The organism is Streptomyces sp. NPDC104313 (assembly GCF_055583985.1).
Map to the genome: position 1 here is coordinate 39,010 of NZ_JBVJMW010000013.1, position 15,916 is coordinate 54,925.

At 71.6% G+C, this 15,916-nt stretch carries 17 protein-coding genes; 6 read left to right on the forward strand and 11 right to left on the reverse strand.

Annotated elements, in window-relative coordinates; translation table 11 throughout:
* Nucleotides 1–106: 106 nt before the first annotated feature.
* The 4 genes from ACZ60Q_RS26775 to ACZ60Q_RS26790 all read left to right on the forward strand — a co-directional run bounded on the left by ACZ60Q_RS26775 (nt 107) and on the right by ACZ60Q_RS26790 (nt 6,123).
* Nucleotides 107–1,084 (forward strand): SMI1/KNR4 family protein, encoded by a 978-nt coding sequence (locus tag ACZ60Q_RS26775; protein WP_469639648.1) that lies wholly within the window; start codon nt 107–109, stop codon nt 1,082–1,084.
* A 5-nt stretch (nt 1,085–1,089) separates the two neighbouring features.
* Nucleotides 1,090–3,567, forward strand: a complete 2,478-nt coding sequence (locus ACZ60Q_RS26780; protein ID WP_469639650.1) for an SUKH-4 family immunity protein — start codon at nt 1,090–1,092, stop codon at nt 3,565–3,567.
* Nucleotides 3,568–3,832: 265 nt separating this feature from the next.
* Nucleotides 3,833–4,738 (forward strand): cellulose-binding protein, encoded by a 906-nt coding sequence (locus ACZ60Q_RS26785; RefSeq protein ID WP_469639652.1) that lies wholly within the window; start codon nt 3,833–3,835, stop codon nt 4,736–4,738.
* Nucleotides 4,739–4,971: 233 nt separating this feature from the next.
* On the forward strand, nt 4,972–6,123 hold the full coding sequence (locus ACZ60Q_RS26790) for a cytochrome P450 (RefSeq protein ID WP_469639983.1): 1,152 nt from the start codon (nt 4,972–4,974) through the stop codon (nt 6,121–6,123).
* A gap of 133 nt (nt 6,124–6,256) precedes the next feature.
* Here the strand turns inward: ACZ60Q_RS26790 and ACZ60Q_RS26795 are convergent, their stop codons facing one another.
* The 7 genes from ACZ60Q_RS26795 to ACZ60Q_RS26825 form a co-directional block, all read right to left on the reverse strand.
* Nucleotides 6,257–7,525 carry a cytochrome P450 gene (locus ACZ60Q_RS26795; RefSeq protein WP_469639654.1) on the reverse strand — a complete coding sequence of 423 codons (1,269 nt, stop codon included), beginning with the start codon at nt 7,523–7,525 and terminating at the stop codon, nt 6,257–6,259.
* The gene (locus ACZ60Q_RS26800; RefSeq protein WP_469639656.1) at nt 7,522–8,136 is read right to left on the reverse strand and encodes a GTP-binding protein; all 615 of its coding nucleotides are present in this window, start codon (nt 8,134–8,136) and stop codon (nt 7,522–7,524) included. The genes ACZ60Q_RS26795 and ACZ60Q_RS26800 overlap by 4 nt, the downstream gene beginning before the upstream one ends.
* Complete coding sequence (locus ACZ60Q_RS26805) at nt 8,117–8,473, reverse strand: DUF742 domain-containing protein (RefSeq protein WP_469639658.1); 357 nt, start codon at nt 8,471–8,473, stop codon at nt 8,117–8,119. The genes ACZ60Q_RS26800 and ACZ60Q_RS26805 overlap by 20 nt, the downstream gene beginning before the upstream one ends.
* Nucleotides 8,470–8,886, reverse strand: a complete 417-nt coding sequence (locus ACZ60Q_RS26810) for a roadblock/LC7 domain-containing protein (protein ID WP_469639660.1) — start codon at nt 8,884–8,886, stop codon at nt 8,470–8,472. The genes ACZ60Q_RS26805 and ACZ60Q_RS26810 overlap by 4 nt, the downstream gene beginning before the upstream one ends.
* 114 nt (nt 8,887–9,000) lie before the next feature.
* Nucleotides 9,001–11,046, reverse strand: coding sequence for an ATP-binding protein (locus ACZ60Q_RS26815; RefSeq protein WP_469639662.1), 2,046 nt, complete (start codon nt 11,044–11,046; stop codon nt 9,001–9,003).
* A 525-nt stretch (nt 11,047–11,571) separates the two neighbouring features.
* Nucleotides 11,572–11,691: a DUF397 domain-containing protein gene (locus ACZ60Q_RS26820; protein WP_469639664.1), complete on the reverse strand. Its 120-nt coding sequence runs from the start codon at nt 11,689–11,691 to the stop codon at nt 11,572–11,574.
* Nucleotides 11,654–12,568: a helix-turn-helix domain-containing protein gene (locus ACZ60Q_RS26825; protein ID WP_469639984.1), complete on the reverse strand. Its 915-nt coding sequence runs from the start codon at nt 12,566–12,568 to the stop codon at nt 11,654–11,656. The genes ACZ60Q_RS26820 and ACZ60Q_RS26825 overlap by 38 nt, the downstream gene beginning before the upstream one ends.
* Before the next feature lie 167 nt (nt 12,569–12,735).
* Here ACZ60Q_RS26825 and ACZ60Q_RS26830 point away from each other — a divergent pair, with 167 nt between their 5' ends.
* Entirely contained in the window at nt 12,736–13,269 is a 534-nt protein-coding gene (locus ACZ60Q_RS26830; RefSeq protein ID WP_469639666.1) for an ATP-binding protein, read from the forward strand.
* Between the two features lie 18 nt (nt 13,270–13,287).
* Here ACZ60Q_RS26830 and ACZ60Q_RS26835 read toward each other — a convergent pair whose 3' ends face one another.
* Both ACZ60Q_RS26835 and ACZ60Q_RS26840 read right to left on the reverse strand, forming a co-directional pair.
* Entirely contained in the window at nt 13,288–13,677 is a 390-nt protein-coding gene (locus ACZ60Q_RS26835; protein ID WP_469639668.1) for a VOC family protein, read from the reverse strand.
* Entirely contained in the window at nt 13,674–13,967 is a 294-nt protein-coding gene (locus tag ACZ60Q_RS26840; RefSeq protein ID WP_469639669.1) for an ArsR/SmtB family transcription factor, read from the reverse strand. Before ACZ60Q_RS26840 ends, ACZ60Q_RS26835 begins: the two co-directional genes overlap by 4 nt.
* Nucleotides 13,968–14,406: 439 nt before the next feature.
* On the opposite strand from ACZ60Q_RS26840, the gene ACZ60Q_RS26845 reads away from it, so the two are divergent.
* Nucleotides 14,407–14,583 (forward strand): helix-turn-helix domain-containing protein, encoded by a 177-nt coding sequence (locus ACZ60Q_RS26845; RefSeq protein WP_469639986.1) that lies wholly within the window; start codon nt 14,407–14,409, stop codon nt 14,581–14,583.
* A gap of 38 nt (nt 14,584–14,621) precedes the next feature.
* Here ACZ60Q_RS26845 and ACZ60Q_RS26850 read toward each other — a convergent pair whose 3' ends face one another.
* Nucleotides 14,622–15,722 carry a methyltransferase domain-containing protein gene (locus ACZ60Q_RS26850; RefSeq protein WP_469639671.1) on the reverse strand — a complete coding sequence of 367 codons (1,101 nt, stop codon included), beginning with the start codon at nt 15,720–15,722 and terminating at the stop codon, nt 14,622–14,624.
* On the reverse strand, nt 15,719–15,847 hold the full coding sequence (locus ACZ60Q_RS26855) for a hypothetical protein (protein ID WP_469639673.1): 129 nt from the start codon (nt 15,845–15,847) through the stop codon (nt 15,719–15,721). The genes ACZ60Q_RS26850 and ACZ60Q_RS26855 overlap by 4 nt, the downstream gene beginning before the upstream one ends.
* Between the last annotated feature and the right edge of the window lie 69 nt (nt 15,848–15,916).

The following is a 15,916-nucleotide window of genomic DNA, read 5'->3' on the forward strand; positions in this document are numbered from 1 at the left end:
CGTCACCCGAATGTGACCGTTCGTGATGGATCCGGCGGGACGGGATCCGCTGTTGCCCCACCGCTTAGGCTGTGCACAACACCGGACGCAGCAGGGGGCAACAGCCATGACGACAGGTCGGCTCGGGCAGCAAGCCGCGCCACCGAACGCCGCCTACGCCGGGCAGGTCGTGAACTTCCCGGACCCGGTCCGGGCGTCCCGCCACCCCCGAGGGGTGCGAATGGACCGGAGCGGCCACCCGGTTCTCTCGCCGTACGCGCGAGCCGCCGCCGAGATCGCCGATCCGCCCCCGGGCTTCGGCATCGATGAACTGCGCCTCACCGACTACGTGTCGGCGAACGCGGCGATGGCGGCGAGCGGTCACGACCTGTGGGACACGATTCCCGCGGTGGCGACCCCGCACGGCTGGACCTGGCACCACGTGCCGGGCGGCCGGCGGATGGAGCTGGTGCCGGTCGAGGTGAAGGCACTGCTGCGTCATCACGGCGGTCTGGCGGGTACGGACGTGGACCAGAACCGGCGCGGCACCCGCCCGTTGCGGGAGACCCGCCCGGCCCACTTCCGGCTGCCCAGGGGCGCGTCCGCGGTGAGCGAGCAGCAGGTCCAGGGTGTCGAGGAGGACCTCGGCTACCGGCTGCCCGGCGCGTACCGCTCGTTCCTGAAGGCGGCGGGCGGTTCGGCCCCGGTGGGTGCGGCGCTGGACGCGGAGTTGGGGCTGCTGGTGGACCAGCCGTTCTTCACGGTGCGTGACGAGGCCGCGGTGAATGATCTGGTGTACGTGAACAAGTGTCTGCGGGACCACTTCACCAAGGACTTCCTGGGCGTCGCGTTCGTCCAGGGCGGGATTCTCGCCGTGAAGGTGCGCGGCCAGGACCCCGGTTCGGTGTGGTTCTGCCCGTACGACGATGCCCGGGACCAGGACGGCTGGAGTGTCCAGGAGCGTGTGGAGCGGCTGTTGCTGCCCTGCGGCGCGGACTTCGACGCCTTCCTCCAGCGGCTGGCGGGCAATCCGCCGGAGCTGGAGACCGTGGCGAACCTGATGGTGGACGGCGGCTTCGCGCGCGCCGTCCCGGTGGAGGGGTGAGCGCGGTGGTGACTTTCGCGCAGGCGCAGGAGCGGGCGGACGAGTGGGTCAACGGTGACGTGCCCGCGTACCAGCACCGTGAGGTGCGGGTCCGTGAGTTCGAGCTGGGTTTCGTGGTGTGGGCCGAGGACCGGTCGGAGGGCCCCGTGTCGGACGGGGGCCGCCAGCGGCTGGTGATCGCGCGGGACAGCGGTGAGGCCACGTTGTGGCCGGGACTGCCGGTGGGTGAGGTGATCCGGCGGTACGAGGAGGAGTACGGGACTCCGGCCGGTGCGCCGGTCGCCGCCCCCGAGCCGCCGCGGCGGGTGGATCTGAACCAGACGTCGTTCCTGCTGACCCCGCCGGAGTGGCTCCAGGAGGCGGCGGACAAGCTGGGAATTCCGGATCATCGTGCTGAACGGCGGGAGTCGGCGGAAGCGTCCGGGGCCGAGCCCGGTGCGCCCGTCGCCGTTGCCGATGCCGCTCCTGTTCCCGAGCCCGAGCCCGGCCCCGCGTCCTTTGCTGTCGCGGACACGCCGCCGCCCTCTCCCGTTCCCGCCGGGGGTTCTTCCGCCGCGTCGTGGCCCGCCGCCGGCGGCGACGCCCACGAGCCCACGGCCTCCGACGGCGTGCCCGCCGGGGCGACCCCCTGGGCGGGTACGGACACCAACTCCGACTCCGACGACGGGGCCGTTCCGCTGCCCGTGACGGTGTTCGCGCCACCGCTGTCGGGCACAGACGACGAGGGGGCCCCGCCGCCGGTCGTCCCGGCGGAGGCGCCCACCGCCCTGATGTCCGGGGGCAGTCAGCTGCCGCTCACGCAGGTGGCGCAGCCGCTCCGGTTGGACCAGGGCCCTGTGGGCGGGGCCGGTGACATCGCGGACGCGGCCACCAGCAAGGCCGTCGTGCCGCCGCGCGGGGCTCGCGGGGGCGGTCCGTCGGCCCCGCCGCCGCCCGGCGCTCCGGGGGTTCCCGGGATGCCGCCCGGTGCGACGCCGCCGCCTTCGGGTCCGGGTGCGCCCGGTGTGCCGGCGGGCGGCTACATCCCGACGCAGCTCGTCTCCCAGCTCGGCCCGCCCGGTGCCGCTCCGCCTCCGGGGCCCCCGCCGGGTTCCACCCCGCCTCCCGGGCCGCCGCCTGGTTCCACGCCGCCTCCGGGTGGTGGGATGCACCATGCCGCGACGGTGTTCGCCGACGGGAGCAGCATCGGCGCGGGTGTCGCGGGTCCGCCCGGTGTTCCGGGAGTCCCGCAGCCTCCCGGTCCGCCCGGTGTTCCGGGTGCGCCGCAGCCTCCCGGTCCGCCGGGGCCGCCGCCGGGTGCCACGCCGCCCCCCGGTGGTGGGGTGCACCACGAGCAGACGATGTTCGCGAGCCCGGGGCAGGCCGGGCCGCCCGGTCCTCCCCGCCCGCCCGGGGCCCCCGGCGGCTCGCTGGGCGGGGCCCCCGGTTTCGTACCGCAGCCGCCGGGTCCGCCCGGTGCGCACAACCCGCCGCCTCCGGCGTACGGCTATCCGCAGCAGCCCCCCGGCCGGCCGGCCGTGGGCCCCGGCTATCAGGCCGTGCTGCGGTTCCGGGCTCCGGACGGCAGCGAGCAGCAGCTGATCCGCCGCTCGGCGCCGGGCACCCCGCACCCCGAGTGGCAGATGCTGCACGAGCTGCGGGCGATGAACGTGCCGCCGCAGCAGGTCATCGAGCTGCACACCGAGCTGGAGTCCTGTGAACTGCCGGGCGGGTACTGCGCCCGGATGATCCGGGAGACCTGGCCGCAGGTGCGGATCACCAGCGTCGCCCCGTACGGCACGGATCACGCCAGCCGGCAGCAGGGCATGCGGCATCTGCTGACGCACCAGGGCGAGCTGCACCAGGTCGCGGACGGCCCGGCGCGGCCCGCTCCGGTGCGCGCGCCGCTGCCGCAGATGCCACCCGCGCCCGCGCTGCCGCCGGAGGCGGTGGCCGAGGAGCTGGCGCAGGCGTTCGGTCCGCAGGGCATCCTGCGGTTCGACCAGCGTGCGGTGTCCCGTCAGGGGGTGCCGGAGATCGTCGCGCACACCCTGGTGTGGGCGGGGCTGCCCGCCGATTTCGGGCCGTTCTTCTGGGCGCAGCCGGGGCAGCCGGTGGTGCCGACGCTGGGCGAGCTGGCGGCGCAGCGTCAGGTGCAGGCTGCGCCGGACGCGGGGTCGTATCTGGTGATGGGCACGGACTTCGGCCGGGCGATCTGTGTGCAGTACGGGACGGCGAACATCGTGGCCGTACCGGTGGAGGCGGGTCCCGGCGGGCAGTCGGTGCCGCCGCAGTTCGTGAACACCGGGCTGCCGGAGTTCGTCCGGTCGATGGCGTTGCTGGGCCGGATGTGGCGCCTGCGGTTCGGGCTGAATCCGGAGCAGGCGGGCCGCTGGACCGTGGACTTCCAGGCACAGCTGGTGGCGCTGGACCCGGCGGCGCTGGCGTCACCCGAGAGCTGGTGGTCGGTGCTGCTGGAACAGATGTGGGACGGCCTGATCTGAGCCGTACGCGGGGCTGAGCGGCGAGCGTGTCCGAGGCGCCCGGACCCGGAAGGGGCCGGGCGCCTCGGACACGGGGTGTCCCGTGGATCATGGCCGGTGATCGCCGGTCCGCCCCCGGGTCTGTGATGCCGGTCGCTTCCGGCCTGAATGCCGCTGATCGATTCCGACTTCCGGCGCCAATTGCCGCATCCTTGACGTAGTACGGGCGTCGGAGCGTGGCAGAGCGTGGCAGAGCGTGTCGGTGGGTTGGAGAGAGGTTTCAGGGATGAGTGCTGGACCGGTGTCCGCGTACGACGTCGTCGGGGTACGGGGGCGTGGCTACCGGCCGGATCAGGTGGACCGGGCGGCGGTCACCCTGATGGCCGAGCGGGACGGAGCGCTCGACGAGCTCGCGCGGCTGGGGGACCGGGTCCAGGAGCTGCTCGCCGAGTCCGCCCGGCTGGCGGAGACCGTCGCGACGCTGCCCGTGCAGGACTACGCGGAGCTGGGGGAGCGGGCGCGGCGGATCCTGACCCTGGCCGAGAGCGAGGCCCAGGCGCTGGACGCCGCGGCGGCGGAGGCGGGCCAGGCGCTGCGGGACGCGGCCGAGGCGGCGGGCCGGGCCGCCGGGGGCGCGGCGCGCGAGGCGGCCGGCGAGATGCGCGCGGCGGCGGACCGGGCGGCCGATGAGCGGGTGGCCGGGGCGGTCCGGGAGGCGGAGGGCATACTCGCCTCGGCCCGGCAGGACGCCGGGGAGGTGCGGGCGGATGCCGCTTCCGCGATGGCCCAGACCCGTGACCGTACGGCGAGCGTGCTGGCCCACCAGGAGCAGGAGCACGCGGAGCGCCTCAAGGCCGCCGAGGCCGCACTGACCGACCGGGAGACGGCGTCGCAGACCCGGTTCGCGGGGCTGACCGAGCGGGCCGAGGCGCTGCTGGCGGAGGCGGGCCGGGACCTCGCCGCCACGCAGGAGGCGGCCCGGCACGGCCAGGAGGACGCGGAGGCGCGGGCGGCGGAGCTGCTGGCCGGGGCCCGGGTCCGTGAGGAGCGGGTGGTGCGGGAGACGGAGCGGATCCTGCGGGAGCACGAGGAGGGCCGTGAGGAGGTCCAGGCGCACATGGCGCATGTGCGCAGTTCGCTGGCGGCGCTGACGGGGCGGGTGGCGTCGGGGTCGGACGGGCCGGAGGCCTGAGCGGGTGCCGGGACCTGGGACCTGGTAGCTCGCAACGGTGGGACCTGGAACCTGGGACCTGGCAGCTCGCAACGGGTGGCAACTCTTGACGAACGCGTGTTCTCGGGAGGTGATGGGAGCGTTCAGTTCACACGTTTCCGTTCCCCGTTCAGCAGGGAGTGTTCATGTCGGTCCCAGCGCCGGACATTCTGTCACCGGAGTTCGAGAGAGATCCCTACCGGGCGTATCGCCTGATGCGTCAGGACACGCCTCTCATATGGCACGAGGCCACCGGAAGTTACATCGTCTCGCGTTACGCGGACGTCGAGCGCGTCTTCAAGGACAAAGAAGGCGAATTCACCACGGAGAACTACGACTGGCAGATCGAACCCGTGCACGGGCGGACGATACTCCAGCTCAGCGGGCGTGAGCATGCCGTGCGTCGGGCCCTGGTCGCACCGGCCTTCCGGGGCAGCGATCTGCGGGAGAAGTTCTTGCCGGTCATCGAGCGTAATTCGCGCGAATTGATCGACAGGTTCCGCGATTCCGGTTCCGTCGATCTGGTCGCCGACTACGCCACCCGTTTCCCTGTCAACGTCATTGCCGACATGCTGGGACTGGACAAGTCCGACTATGGGCGATTTCACGGCTGGTACACGGCCGTCATAGCATTTCTCGGCAATCTCTCCGGAGACCAGGACGTGGCGCGGGCCGGTGAGCGTACGCGTGTCGAGTTCGCCGAGTACATGCTGCCGATCATCCGCGAGCGCCGGGAAGCGCCGGGAGACGACCTGCTGTCGACCCTGTGCACCGCGGAGGTCGACGGCGTCCGGATGGGCGACGAGGACATCAAGGCGTTCTGCAGTCTGCTGCTGGCCGCCGGGGGCGAGACCACCGACAAGGCCATCGCCGGTATCTTCGCCAATCTGCTGCGGCATCCGGAGCAGTTGGAGGCGGTCCGCGCCGATCACGGTCTGATACCCCGGGCCTTCGCCGAGACGCTGCGCTACACACCGCCGGTCCACATGATCATGCGGCAGTCGGCGACCGAGGTGGAGCTGAGCGGTGGGACCATACCGGCGGGCTCCACCGTCACCTGCCTGATCGGCGCCGCCAACCGTGACGAGGACCGCTACCGGGACCCCGACGCCTTCGACATCTTCCGCGAGGACCTGACCGCCACGAACGCCTTCTCGGCGGCGGCCGACCATCTCGCCTTCGCACTCGGCCGGCACTTCTGCGTCGGTGCGCTGCTGGCCAAGGCCGAAGTCGAGATCGGGGTGGGCCAGTTGCTCGACGCGATGCCGGACCTGCGGCTGGCCGACGGCTTCGACGCGGTCGAGCGTGGTGTCTTCACCCGAGGACCGCAGAGCCTGCCGGTCCGCTTCACGCCGGTCTCCGGCTGACCGCGGCACCGTTCCCGAGCGGCCGGATCCATGGACTCCGGCCGCTCGCACCGCACCGCTGGTTCGCACCGCTGGTTCGTACCGCTGGTTCGCGCCGCTGGTTCGTACCGGCGGCCGGCACCGTTGAGGGCCGCTACCGCGCCATCGGGCTGAACCGGACCGGCAGCGTCGACAGCCCGCGCATCCAGATCGAAGGACGCCAGGAGAGCTCCTTCGGGTCGATCGCCAGCATCAGGTCCGGCAGCTGTTCCAGCAGCGTCTCCACCGCCGTACGGGCCATCACGTCGGCCAACAGCGGTGCGGGATAGGGGCAGCGGTGTTCGCCGCCGCTGAACGACAGGTGCGCGGAGTTCTCGGCGCCGACGTAACTCTCCGGCCAGATCTCCGGGTCGGTGTTGGCCGCGGCGAGCCCGAGGACCAGGCAGTCGCCCGCCCGGATGTGCCGGCCGCCGAGCTGGGTGTCCCGTACGGCCCAGCGGCCGATGAAGTTCTGCGTCGGGGTGTCCAGCCACAGCACCTCGTTGAGCGCCTCACCGACGCTGAGCCTGCCGCCCGAGACGTTCACCGCGAAGCGTTCGTCCGTCAGGAGCAGCCGCAGCGTGTTGCAGATCCAGTTCGCGGTGGGCTGCTGGGCCGCGGCGATCACCGAGATCAGGTCCTGGACGATCTCCTCGTCCGTGAGGCCCGCCCCGTGCGTCACCATGCGGGAGGTGACGTCGGGGCCGGGGGCCGCGCGCTTGTCCTTGACCAGTTGGCGCAGCCGGTCGCCGACACGCCCGTAGGCCGCCACCGGATCGTCGCCCTCGCCGGCGTCGAGCGAGATGCGCAGGTCGTCCACCAACTGCTGGGTGTCGGAGCCCGACACCGGCATGCCGCACATCTGGACCACGGCCCGCATCGGCAGGGCGTGGACGTAACTGCTCATCAGTTCCGTCCGGCCGCTTCCGGCGAAGTCCGCGATGAGCCGGTCGGCGATGCGCCGGCAGTCGCGTGCCAGCTCGAACTGGTCGATGCCTTCGAGGGCTTCGGTGATGACACCGGCCCTGCGCCGGTGCTCGTCGCCCTCGGTGAAGAGCACCGACGGCTGGTAGCCGACGAACGGCATCAGCGGCCAGTCCGGGGGAATGGTCTCCCACTGGTTCCAGCGGCGCGAGTCCCTCGCGAACAGCTCGTCGTGGGTGAGGACGTAGGACAGTTCGGCGTAGCCGAGCACCAGCCAGGCCGGAACGTCCCCGTCCAGCAGTACCGGCGCCACGGCCCCGTGGTCCCGCCGCAGCGAACGGTAGAGCTCCGTGGGCGTCTGCTGGTAGGAGGCTCCGGACAGGCGCACCGCGCCGGCGCCGGCGCCGACCGGGCAGCCGGACGGGGCCTGGGTACCGAAGGAGGGGCTGGAGGTGCTCATGGTGTCGTCTCCCGGGCGATGGCCATGGTGCGCAGATGGTCGACGAGCGTGATCAGGACGTTCTTGCTGGACCGCCGGACCCGGGCGTCGCAGTCGATCATCGGGATGTGCTCGGGCAGCGCCAGGGACTGACGGATCTCGTCGAGGGAGTGGGCGAGGTCGTCGTCGAAGCGGTTGACCGCCACGACGAACGGTGTGCCGTGGTGTTCCAGCCGGTCGATCGCGTACCAGGAGTCGTCCATCCGGCGGGTGTCCACCAGGACCACGGCGCCGAGCGTGCCGGAGAACAGCCGGTCCCACAGGAACCAGAAGCGTTCCTGGCCCGGAGCGCCGAACAGGTAGAGCACGATGCGCTCGTTGAGGCTGATGCGTCCGAAGTCGAAGGCGACCGTGGTGGTCGTCTTGGCGTCGACGCCGTCCGTCTCGTCGACGCCGACGCCCGCCTGTGTCATGACCTCTTCGGTGTTCAGCGGTCGGATCTCGCTCACCGAGTGGACGAGCGTGGTCTTGCCGACGCCGAACCCTCCGACGACCACGATCTTCAGGCCGGTCTCCGCGGCGTCGGCCAGCGGCGTGCGCTGGGCCGGCAGCTCATAGCTTTCGGAGTCCATGAAGCACCTCCTTCAGCAGGTCGGAGTCGAGGAGCGCGCTGGGTGAGGCGGCTGTGCGGGGGTGGCGGGCGGTGATACGGCCCATGTCGTGGAGGTCGTCGAGCAGGATGCGCACCACGGTGACGGGAAGCGAGAGTTCGGCGGCGATCTCGACGACGGCGGTCGGGTGGCGGCACAGGTCGAGGATCCGCGCGTGCTCCGACTGCATTCCGGCGGTGGGCCGGCACTCGCTGACCACGAGGGTCACCAGATCGAAGGAGTCCGCGGAGCGGCTGCGTCCGCCGGTGACCGTGTAGAGCCGGTCGGGAGCTCCGGTATCGACGGGGCGGAGCGTCATGACGCGCTCCTCGGCCCCTCGCCGCGTGGTGCGGCGCGCAGGTGCTCGCCGATCTGCTCGACCATCTCCGTCATCTGGTGGCCGACCACACTGGGGTCGGCCTCCTCCGTGGCGACGACGGCCAGATGCGCGCCCTCACCGGCCTCGACGATGAAGAGCAGGCCGCCGTGGAACTCGGTCATCGAGTGCCGGACGCCTCCGGTGCTGTCGCCGAACTCGATGGAGGCGCCCTGCGCGAGCGCCTGCATGCCCGAGCAGATGGCCGCCAGTTGATCGGCCTGGTCGAGGGTGAGGTGCTCGGTCCAGCAGAGCTTGAGCCCGTCGCGTGACAGGGCCAGGGCGTGCCGCGTTCCGGGGGTCTGCTCGAGGAGCTTCTGCAGGAGCCAGGTGAGGCTGTTGTCTGTGGTCTGCATGATGAGTGACGGGACCGTGGCGCTGAGGGAGCGGCAAGGGCCCGTACCTCCAATCTCGGATGTTCGAGCGGGCGCGTCCGGTGGACCGGACACCGTACGGATGGGCGTTCCGGGTTACGGAGCGGTGGTCGGCGGTACGGCCCCGCCGTCGGGTCCTTCGGCCCTGCCGTCGGGTTCTCCGGCCTTGCCTCCGGGCTGGGTACCGCGCCGGAAGGCGCCGAACTGCTGACTCGCGCTCCGTGGCGGCGAGTTCCGCGGCGTGCTGCCGCGCGGGTCCCCGGGAGAGACGGGCGCGGGCGAGCCGCGATGACGGCCGCGCTCGCGGTCCGCCTCCGCCATGGTGCGGCCGGGCGTGCGCACGGGCAGGCCGCCGGGGGTGGAGCCGGCCGCCGGGCCGGCGGCCTTCCGCCGGGGCTCGCGCGGACCGACCACGAGGTGGTTCTCCGCCGTCGCGGGTGCCGGCCGGGGGAGCGGGGCCGGAGGTGCTACGGGGAGGGGTGCGGCTGCTTCCGGCACGGAGGGCGTCAGGGGCGCGGGCGCGGCGGGCGGCGTCGCGGAGACCGGTGACGGCGCTGCGGGGGCGGATTCGGGCTCGGGTGCGAGCGGCGGTGCCGGGGAGGCGGGTGCGAGCGGCGGTGTGGGGGAGGCGGGCGTGGGCGGCAGCGCGGGTGTGGGCACGGTCGGCGTCGCGGGTGTGGGCGGCAGCGCGGATGTGGGCACGGCCGGCGTCGCCGCGGGCGCGGCGGCTGTCCGGTGGGCCGGGGCCGGGTGGTGCTCGCGCGGCTCCTGTGCGATCAGGTGCCGGGGCAGCAGGACGACCACGCCGGTGCCGCCGCGTGAGGACGGGCGGTAGTTGACGCTGATCCGGTGCTTGAGAGCGAGCCGTCCCACCACGGCGAGGCCGAGCCGGGTGCCCTGGAGGGTCGCGAGGTCGGTCGTCCGGCCGGCGACGGAGTCCGCCGCCCGTCGCATCGCCGCGTCGGCCATCTTCAGACCGCTGTCCTCGATGGTGACGACGATGCCGGTGCCGCGCTCCTCGACGTAGACGTGCACCTCGTCGATGGGCGGCGAGAAGTTGGCCGCGTTGTCCATCAGTTCGGCGAGCAGGTGCATGACGCCTTCGGCGGCGAAGCCGGAGACGGAGACGCCGGAGGCGCAGTGCAGCCGTACGCGCTGGTAGGCGGCGATGCGGCCGACCGCGCCGCGCAGGATGCTCTCCATGACGATCGGCCTGTTCCATGCGCGGCTCGGCCGGCCGCCCATCAGCAGCGCCAGCCGGTCCGTCATCAGGCCGAGCTGCGAGGTGCTGTGGTCCAGCTTCAGCAGATCTCCGAACACCTCTTCGCCGTGACGTTCCTGCATGGTCCGCAGGTCGGCGAGCATGCTGACGGATTTCGCCTGGACACGGCTGAGCGCCTTGGCCGACGCGGTCGTCGCCGCGAGAGCACGGCGCTCGCTGAGCGCGAGCTCCCGGAGCACCGCCTCGATCGACGCGCGCAGCAGCGGCTGTTCCGGCAGGTACACCTCGGCCTGCACCGTGGTGCCGGACTCGCCGTCACGGAGCCTGGCGACCACGCCCGGCAGCGTCTCGCGGGTGAACCGTTCCACCTCGGAGGTCAGCGCGTGCAGTTCCTCACGGAGCCGTACGTTCTCCGATCCCAGCTCGTCGTGGACCCGGGTGCTTTCCGCCCGCAGCGAGAGGGTCTGCTGCGTCTGCCCCTCGACCGTGGTCGCGAGGACGTGCAGCAACTTGCGCTGACGCGGGCTGCGCGGCAGCGGGATCCGGCCGAGGGCGTCGGTGGCCCCCGCCCCGCCGCGTACCAGCTGGATCAACGCGGGCAGCGCCACGTCGGTGGTGTGCGCCGTGTCCGTTTCGAGTGCGGCCAGCGAGGCCTTGAGCCGTTCGGTCTCCGCGAGCCGGGACGCGGCCGAGCGCCGTGCCCGCCGCGTGACGCCGTGAGCGACGGTGAGCGCGACGGCCAGGACCACCCAGGCGGTGAGAACCACCGCGACCACCCAGCCGCGCGCCTCCGAAGGCGCCAGAGTCGCCGCCACGGCTCCGGCGACGGCACTCGCCGACAACACGGCCACGAGCGGGGCTATCGCGACTCTCGGCGTTTTCGTCGGCCGGTGCTGACTGGCTGGTGCGGGTTTCGGCATGGATGCGGTCCCTCAGTTCTACCGGGCAGAAGGTATGCGGCCGCTCCGAGAAGGTGCAGTTCACCTTGGTGCATCGGAGGAAAGCGGAAGCAGCCTTTCCTGTCAGGGGTTGACCACATCGTAGACATGCTTGCGAGTCGGATGATCCGGTCGGCGGCGCAGTCCGTAGGCAGAGTGAATTTGTCGAGAAGTGACCGGCTGCCCTTGGGTGCTGTGGTACTCGCGCAGGAGCGCGTTCGCGATGGTGGGCGCAGGGGCGGGCACCGGCCACCGGAGGGCGGTCCTGGTGTGCGCGTTTGCGTCCCGCCGGTCGGCCGCGGATGGAGAACACGAGGCGGAGACGACGCCCGCGGAGGAGTTCTTTTCGGTCAATCTGGAAACCTTGCCGGACCGTTCGACCGGCCCTGCGGTACCGGTAGCTCCGGGATGGCACCGGTAAGTGCGCGGTGACACCAGTAAACGGGGTGGTCATCGGTTCTCGCCCGAGCGCCCGAGCGCACGCAGGACGGCCGGCCGGAAGGTGCGTCAGCGGCCGACGACTCCGGTGACGAACGCGGTCCAAGCGGTACTGGTCAGGACCAGGGCGGGGCCGTGGGGGTTCTTGCTGTCACGGACGGGGACGAGTCCGGGGAATCCGTCCGCCACCTGAACGCAGTTGCCGCCCTCCTCGTTGCTGTAGCTGCTCTTGCGCCAGGCGGCGGCGGTCAGATCGAGACGGGATACTCGCTGCACGGTAATCAGCCTCCAGCACGGATCGGATCAGGTCGAGCGACATCAGCGGCGGGAGAGCCATCGCCCTGAGGTGATCGTAGATGAGAACGAACCGCTCGACCTCGTCCGGTTCCTCGGTCAACTGGCCGTGGTGCGCGCCTTCCGTGTAAGCCACTTCGGTGCCGTCCGGCATCACCAGCACGGAGAGGGAACCGGCCAGTGCGCCGTGCGCGCCCTGGTCGAACGGCAGTACCTGAATGGTGATGTTGGGCTCCTCGGCCATCCTCAGCAGTTTCTGCAACTGGCCGCGCATGACCGCTGCTCCGCCGACCGGCCGTCGGAGCACGGCCTCGTCGAGGATGATCCACAGCTCCGGCCGGTCCGGGCCGGTCAGCCGCACCTGGCGGTCGAGTCGGGCCGCGACGCGTTCCTCCAAGTGCTCGGCGTCCCGCAGCGAGTGGCCCACGCTCAGCAACGCCCTGGCGTACTCCGGGGTTTGCAGCAGGCCGGGCATAGCGTGGGAGGTGTACTCCCGGATCACCGCAGCTCGGCCGGCGTGGGCGATGAACGCCCGCGACCAGTCCGGATACGCCTCCCGGTACACGTACGGCCAGAGGTCGATCAGCAGATCGTCCGCCACCAGCTCCTTGTCGAGGGCCCTGGTCAGCTCCAGGGTCGGCTTCGCCCCGGTGGCGCGCTCGATCTGGGCGATGCGGCTGCCGACCACATGCGTGAGCGCGCCCACGTCGGTCTGGGTGAGCCCGGCCGCCGTACGTAGTTTGCGTACGCGCGATCCGAAGAGCGCGGCCATGGAGGACTGCGGATCAATGGGTTTGGCCACGGCGCTACTTCCGTTTCTTACGGCCTGCGAGGTAAGGCGCTGTCACCTTCCGAGGCTAGGCCGCTCTGCCGACTCTTGAGTACGGAACGTCACGGAACCCGCACGTGTGGGTGACGTGAGGAGCGTCGAGCGAACGGATGGTCGGCATGACCGGCAAGAGGACGACCACGGCGATGAAGGCCGACGGGCGGGAGGCGGCCCCGCCCGTCCCACGCGGCTTCGGGCTCACCGCCAACGGCTACGGCTCCCTGTCCCGGCAGTTCCCCTCCACGCCCCGGGGTGCGCGGCTCGCCCGCCGTACCGTGGTGCGGCAGTTGGGCCACTGGGGGTTCGGGCCGATGACGGACGCCGCGTGCTCGGTGGCCATGGTGGTGGCGGAGCTGGCTGCCAACGCCGTGTGTCACGGGCGGCTCCGGGGGCGGGACTTCCATGTGCGGGTGGACTACGAAGGCCCCGCGAGCCGTTTCCGTATCGAGGTGTCGGACGCCGTGTTCGGCCGGACGCCCGAGGATCCGGAGCTGCCGCCGGACGACCAGGAGTCGGGGCGCGGCCTGTTCCTGGTGGAGTGCCTGGCGTCGCGGTGGGGATGGGAGCCCCGGAACCCGATCGGCAAGACCGTGTGGGCGGAGGTGGCGGCCGTCCGGCCCACGGGTGAGTCCGGTGGCCCCTGAGGCGTCTCGGCGGTCCGGCTACGCGCTGTGCATGATCTGGATCAGGTTGCCGACGGTGTCGTCCAGGACGGCGGTGGTGACGGGTCCCATCTCCGTCGGCTCCTGGGTGAACCGCACGCCGAGCTTGCTCAGCCGGTCGAACTCCGCCCGTACGTCGTCCACGGCGAAGGCGGTGGCCGGGATGCCGTCCTCGACCAGGGCCGTCGTGTACGGCTTCACGGCGGGGTGCTTGTTCGGCTCCAGGAGGAGTTCGGTGCCGTCGGGGTCCTCCCGCGAGACCACGGTCAGCCAGCGGTCCTCGCCGCCGAGCGGGACGTCGTGCTTCTTCTGGAAGCCCAGTACGTCGGTGTAGAAGCGCAGGGCCTTCTCCTGGTCTTCGACGAAGACGCTGGTCAGATTGATCCTCATGGGGCGCTCTCCGGTGCCTTCGGTCCGAGCCATCGACTGACGATGTGCTCAAGGGGTTCGGTGTTCAGGTCGTGGAACTTGTAGCGGCCCTCGCGGCGCGAGACGACCAGACCCGCCGCCTCCAGGACGGCCAGGTGCTGGCTCACCGCTTGTCGGGACAGGCCCAGGCCGTGCCTGGTCACCAGCCGCGCGCATATCTCGAACAGGGTCTGGCCGTTCCGTTCCACCAGCTCGTCGAGGATGCGCCGTCGCGTGGGATCGGCCAGGGCCTTGAAGACATCTTCCGCCATGACCCCATGATAGGCAAGTGGTGACTTGCCTATCATGGGTGGGTCCGGTCGCCGGGATCCGTTGTCGACTCGCGGAGTGTGGGCCATGGAGGGGGCCGAGGAGAAGGGACGCCGTTGCGTGCGGGGAGCACCCGTCGCTGAGGCGGGACGGCGTGACTCCCAGGGGTCCCCGCTCGCGCGGGGAGCACCTCCCGACGAGCCGGCCGACCTGCCCGGATCTGGTGTCCACCATCACGCGCTGGCTGGTGCGTGCTCGCCATCCGTGCTCGCTGGACACTGCGCCGTACCTCCGTGCTGGGTTCTGCAGCGTGCTTGATCGGCAGATTTAAGGTCAACCCTGAAGACAATCGATCATGGTCCCGGATGTGGTTACCGGGTGTAGCACGAGCCGCTGCCTCCCGACCGCGTCCGGGCCCGGCGCCTGCAGATCGCGGACAACATCCGCGCAGCCCGCATTTACACGGGCTACATTCAGGAGGAGGCCAGCATCAGGGCAGGCATCTCGCTCGACAGCTACAACCGGATCGAGCAGGGGCACGCATCGCCCAGGACCGACACGCTGATCAGAATCGCCGACGCGCTGGGCGTCGAGCTCGAGATCTTCGTACGCAGGTAGGCCCCCGGCCAACTGCTCGGCCGGGGGCCTACCTGTGCCTACGCCCTGCTGGGCTGGACGATCAGGTGCGGATCGCGCAGCCAGACCTGGTGGCCTCGAGGCGTCACGGTCAACCCGAACTGGTCGACGTCGGGGCGGCCAGCCTCTCCGTACTCCCGCCAGGCCTGTTCGATCTCCTCCCACAGGAAGCCGGGCCCGTACTGCAGCACCTCCCCGCCCGTGGCGGCCATGACTCCCGCCCCGTTCGCGCTGCTCACCCAGACCCGGGCGCCGTCGGCGGTCTCGTGGCCGGAGACCCGGACACCGGGCAGTCGGGCCCCCGCGTACAAGGCGAACCCGAGGTCGAGAATCCGCGCGGGGTCCAGGCCTGCGGCCCGGGCCCGACCGCTGCCCGTGATCTCGTGGTGGACCGGGCGGTGCGACCGCATCGGCATGTACATCGCCGAGCCGCAGAACGGGCCGACCGCGGTTCCGTCCTTCTGGACGTGGAGCTGGACCAGGGCGCCCGACCAGAAGTCCCGGGCGAGCGGGGCGACGATGACCCCGCTGGTCCGGACCTGCCCGACCAGCGCGTACGGGATGTACCGCAGCGCGCACGTGGCGATCAGCCGGTCGACCGGGTCCATGCCGGGGATCAGCTCCGCACCGTCGCCGACGTGGAGGTGCGGCCGGTATCCCGCCTCGGCGAGGTTCTCCGCAGCCTGCTGCGCGAGCACAGGGTCCAGCTCGACGCTGTAGACGTGCTTATCGCCGAGCCGCTCACTGAGCAGCGCGGCTGCGTACCCGGCGCCGGTGCCGATCTCGAGGACCCGGTGACCGTCCTCGACGCCGAGGAGCTGGAGCATTCGGGCCACCATTGAGGGCATCGAGTTCGACGACGTCGCGATGCCGGGCCCCTCCGCGGCCCCGTCGTCGAGCTGGGTAACTACCGGCTCGTCGCTGTTCACCAGGGCCAGTCGGCCGTCCGTCCCTACCACCGGCTCGCACCGGTCGGGGAGCTGACGCCAGATGTCCGGCGGGACGAACTGGCTGCGGGGTACTGCCTCCCAGACCTGCCGCCAGCGGGTATCGAGCAGCCCGCGGTTGGCGAGGTCCTGGACGAGGGCCGGGTACGTACCGGTCTCCTGTGCCGTGCTCACTGCGCGCGCTTCTGAGGCTGGCTGCCGTCGGGGGACGGAGCCGGAGCCGGGTCCGGCTTCCACGGCGTGTCGGACGGCTGTCCGCCGTGCTTGCCATCGTCGGCCTGTGCGGTGCGCGTGGTCATCCTGTCTCCTTCGTGAGTGGGAGCGTGGTTGTGCCAGAGCAGGGTGATGCCGTGCTCAGGGCAGTGGGC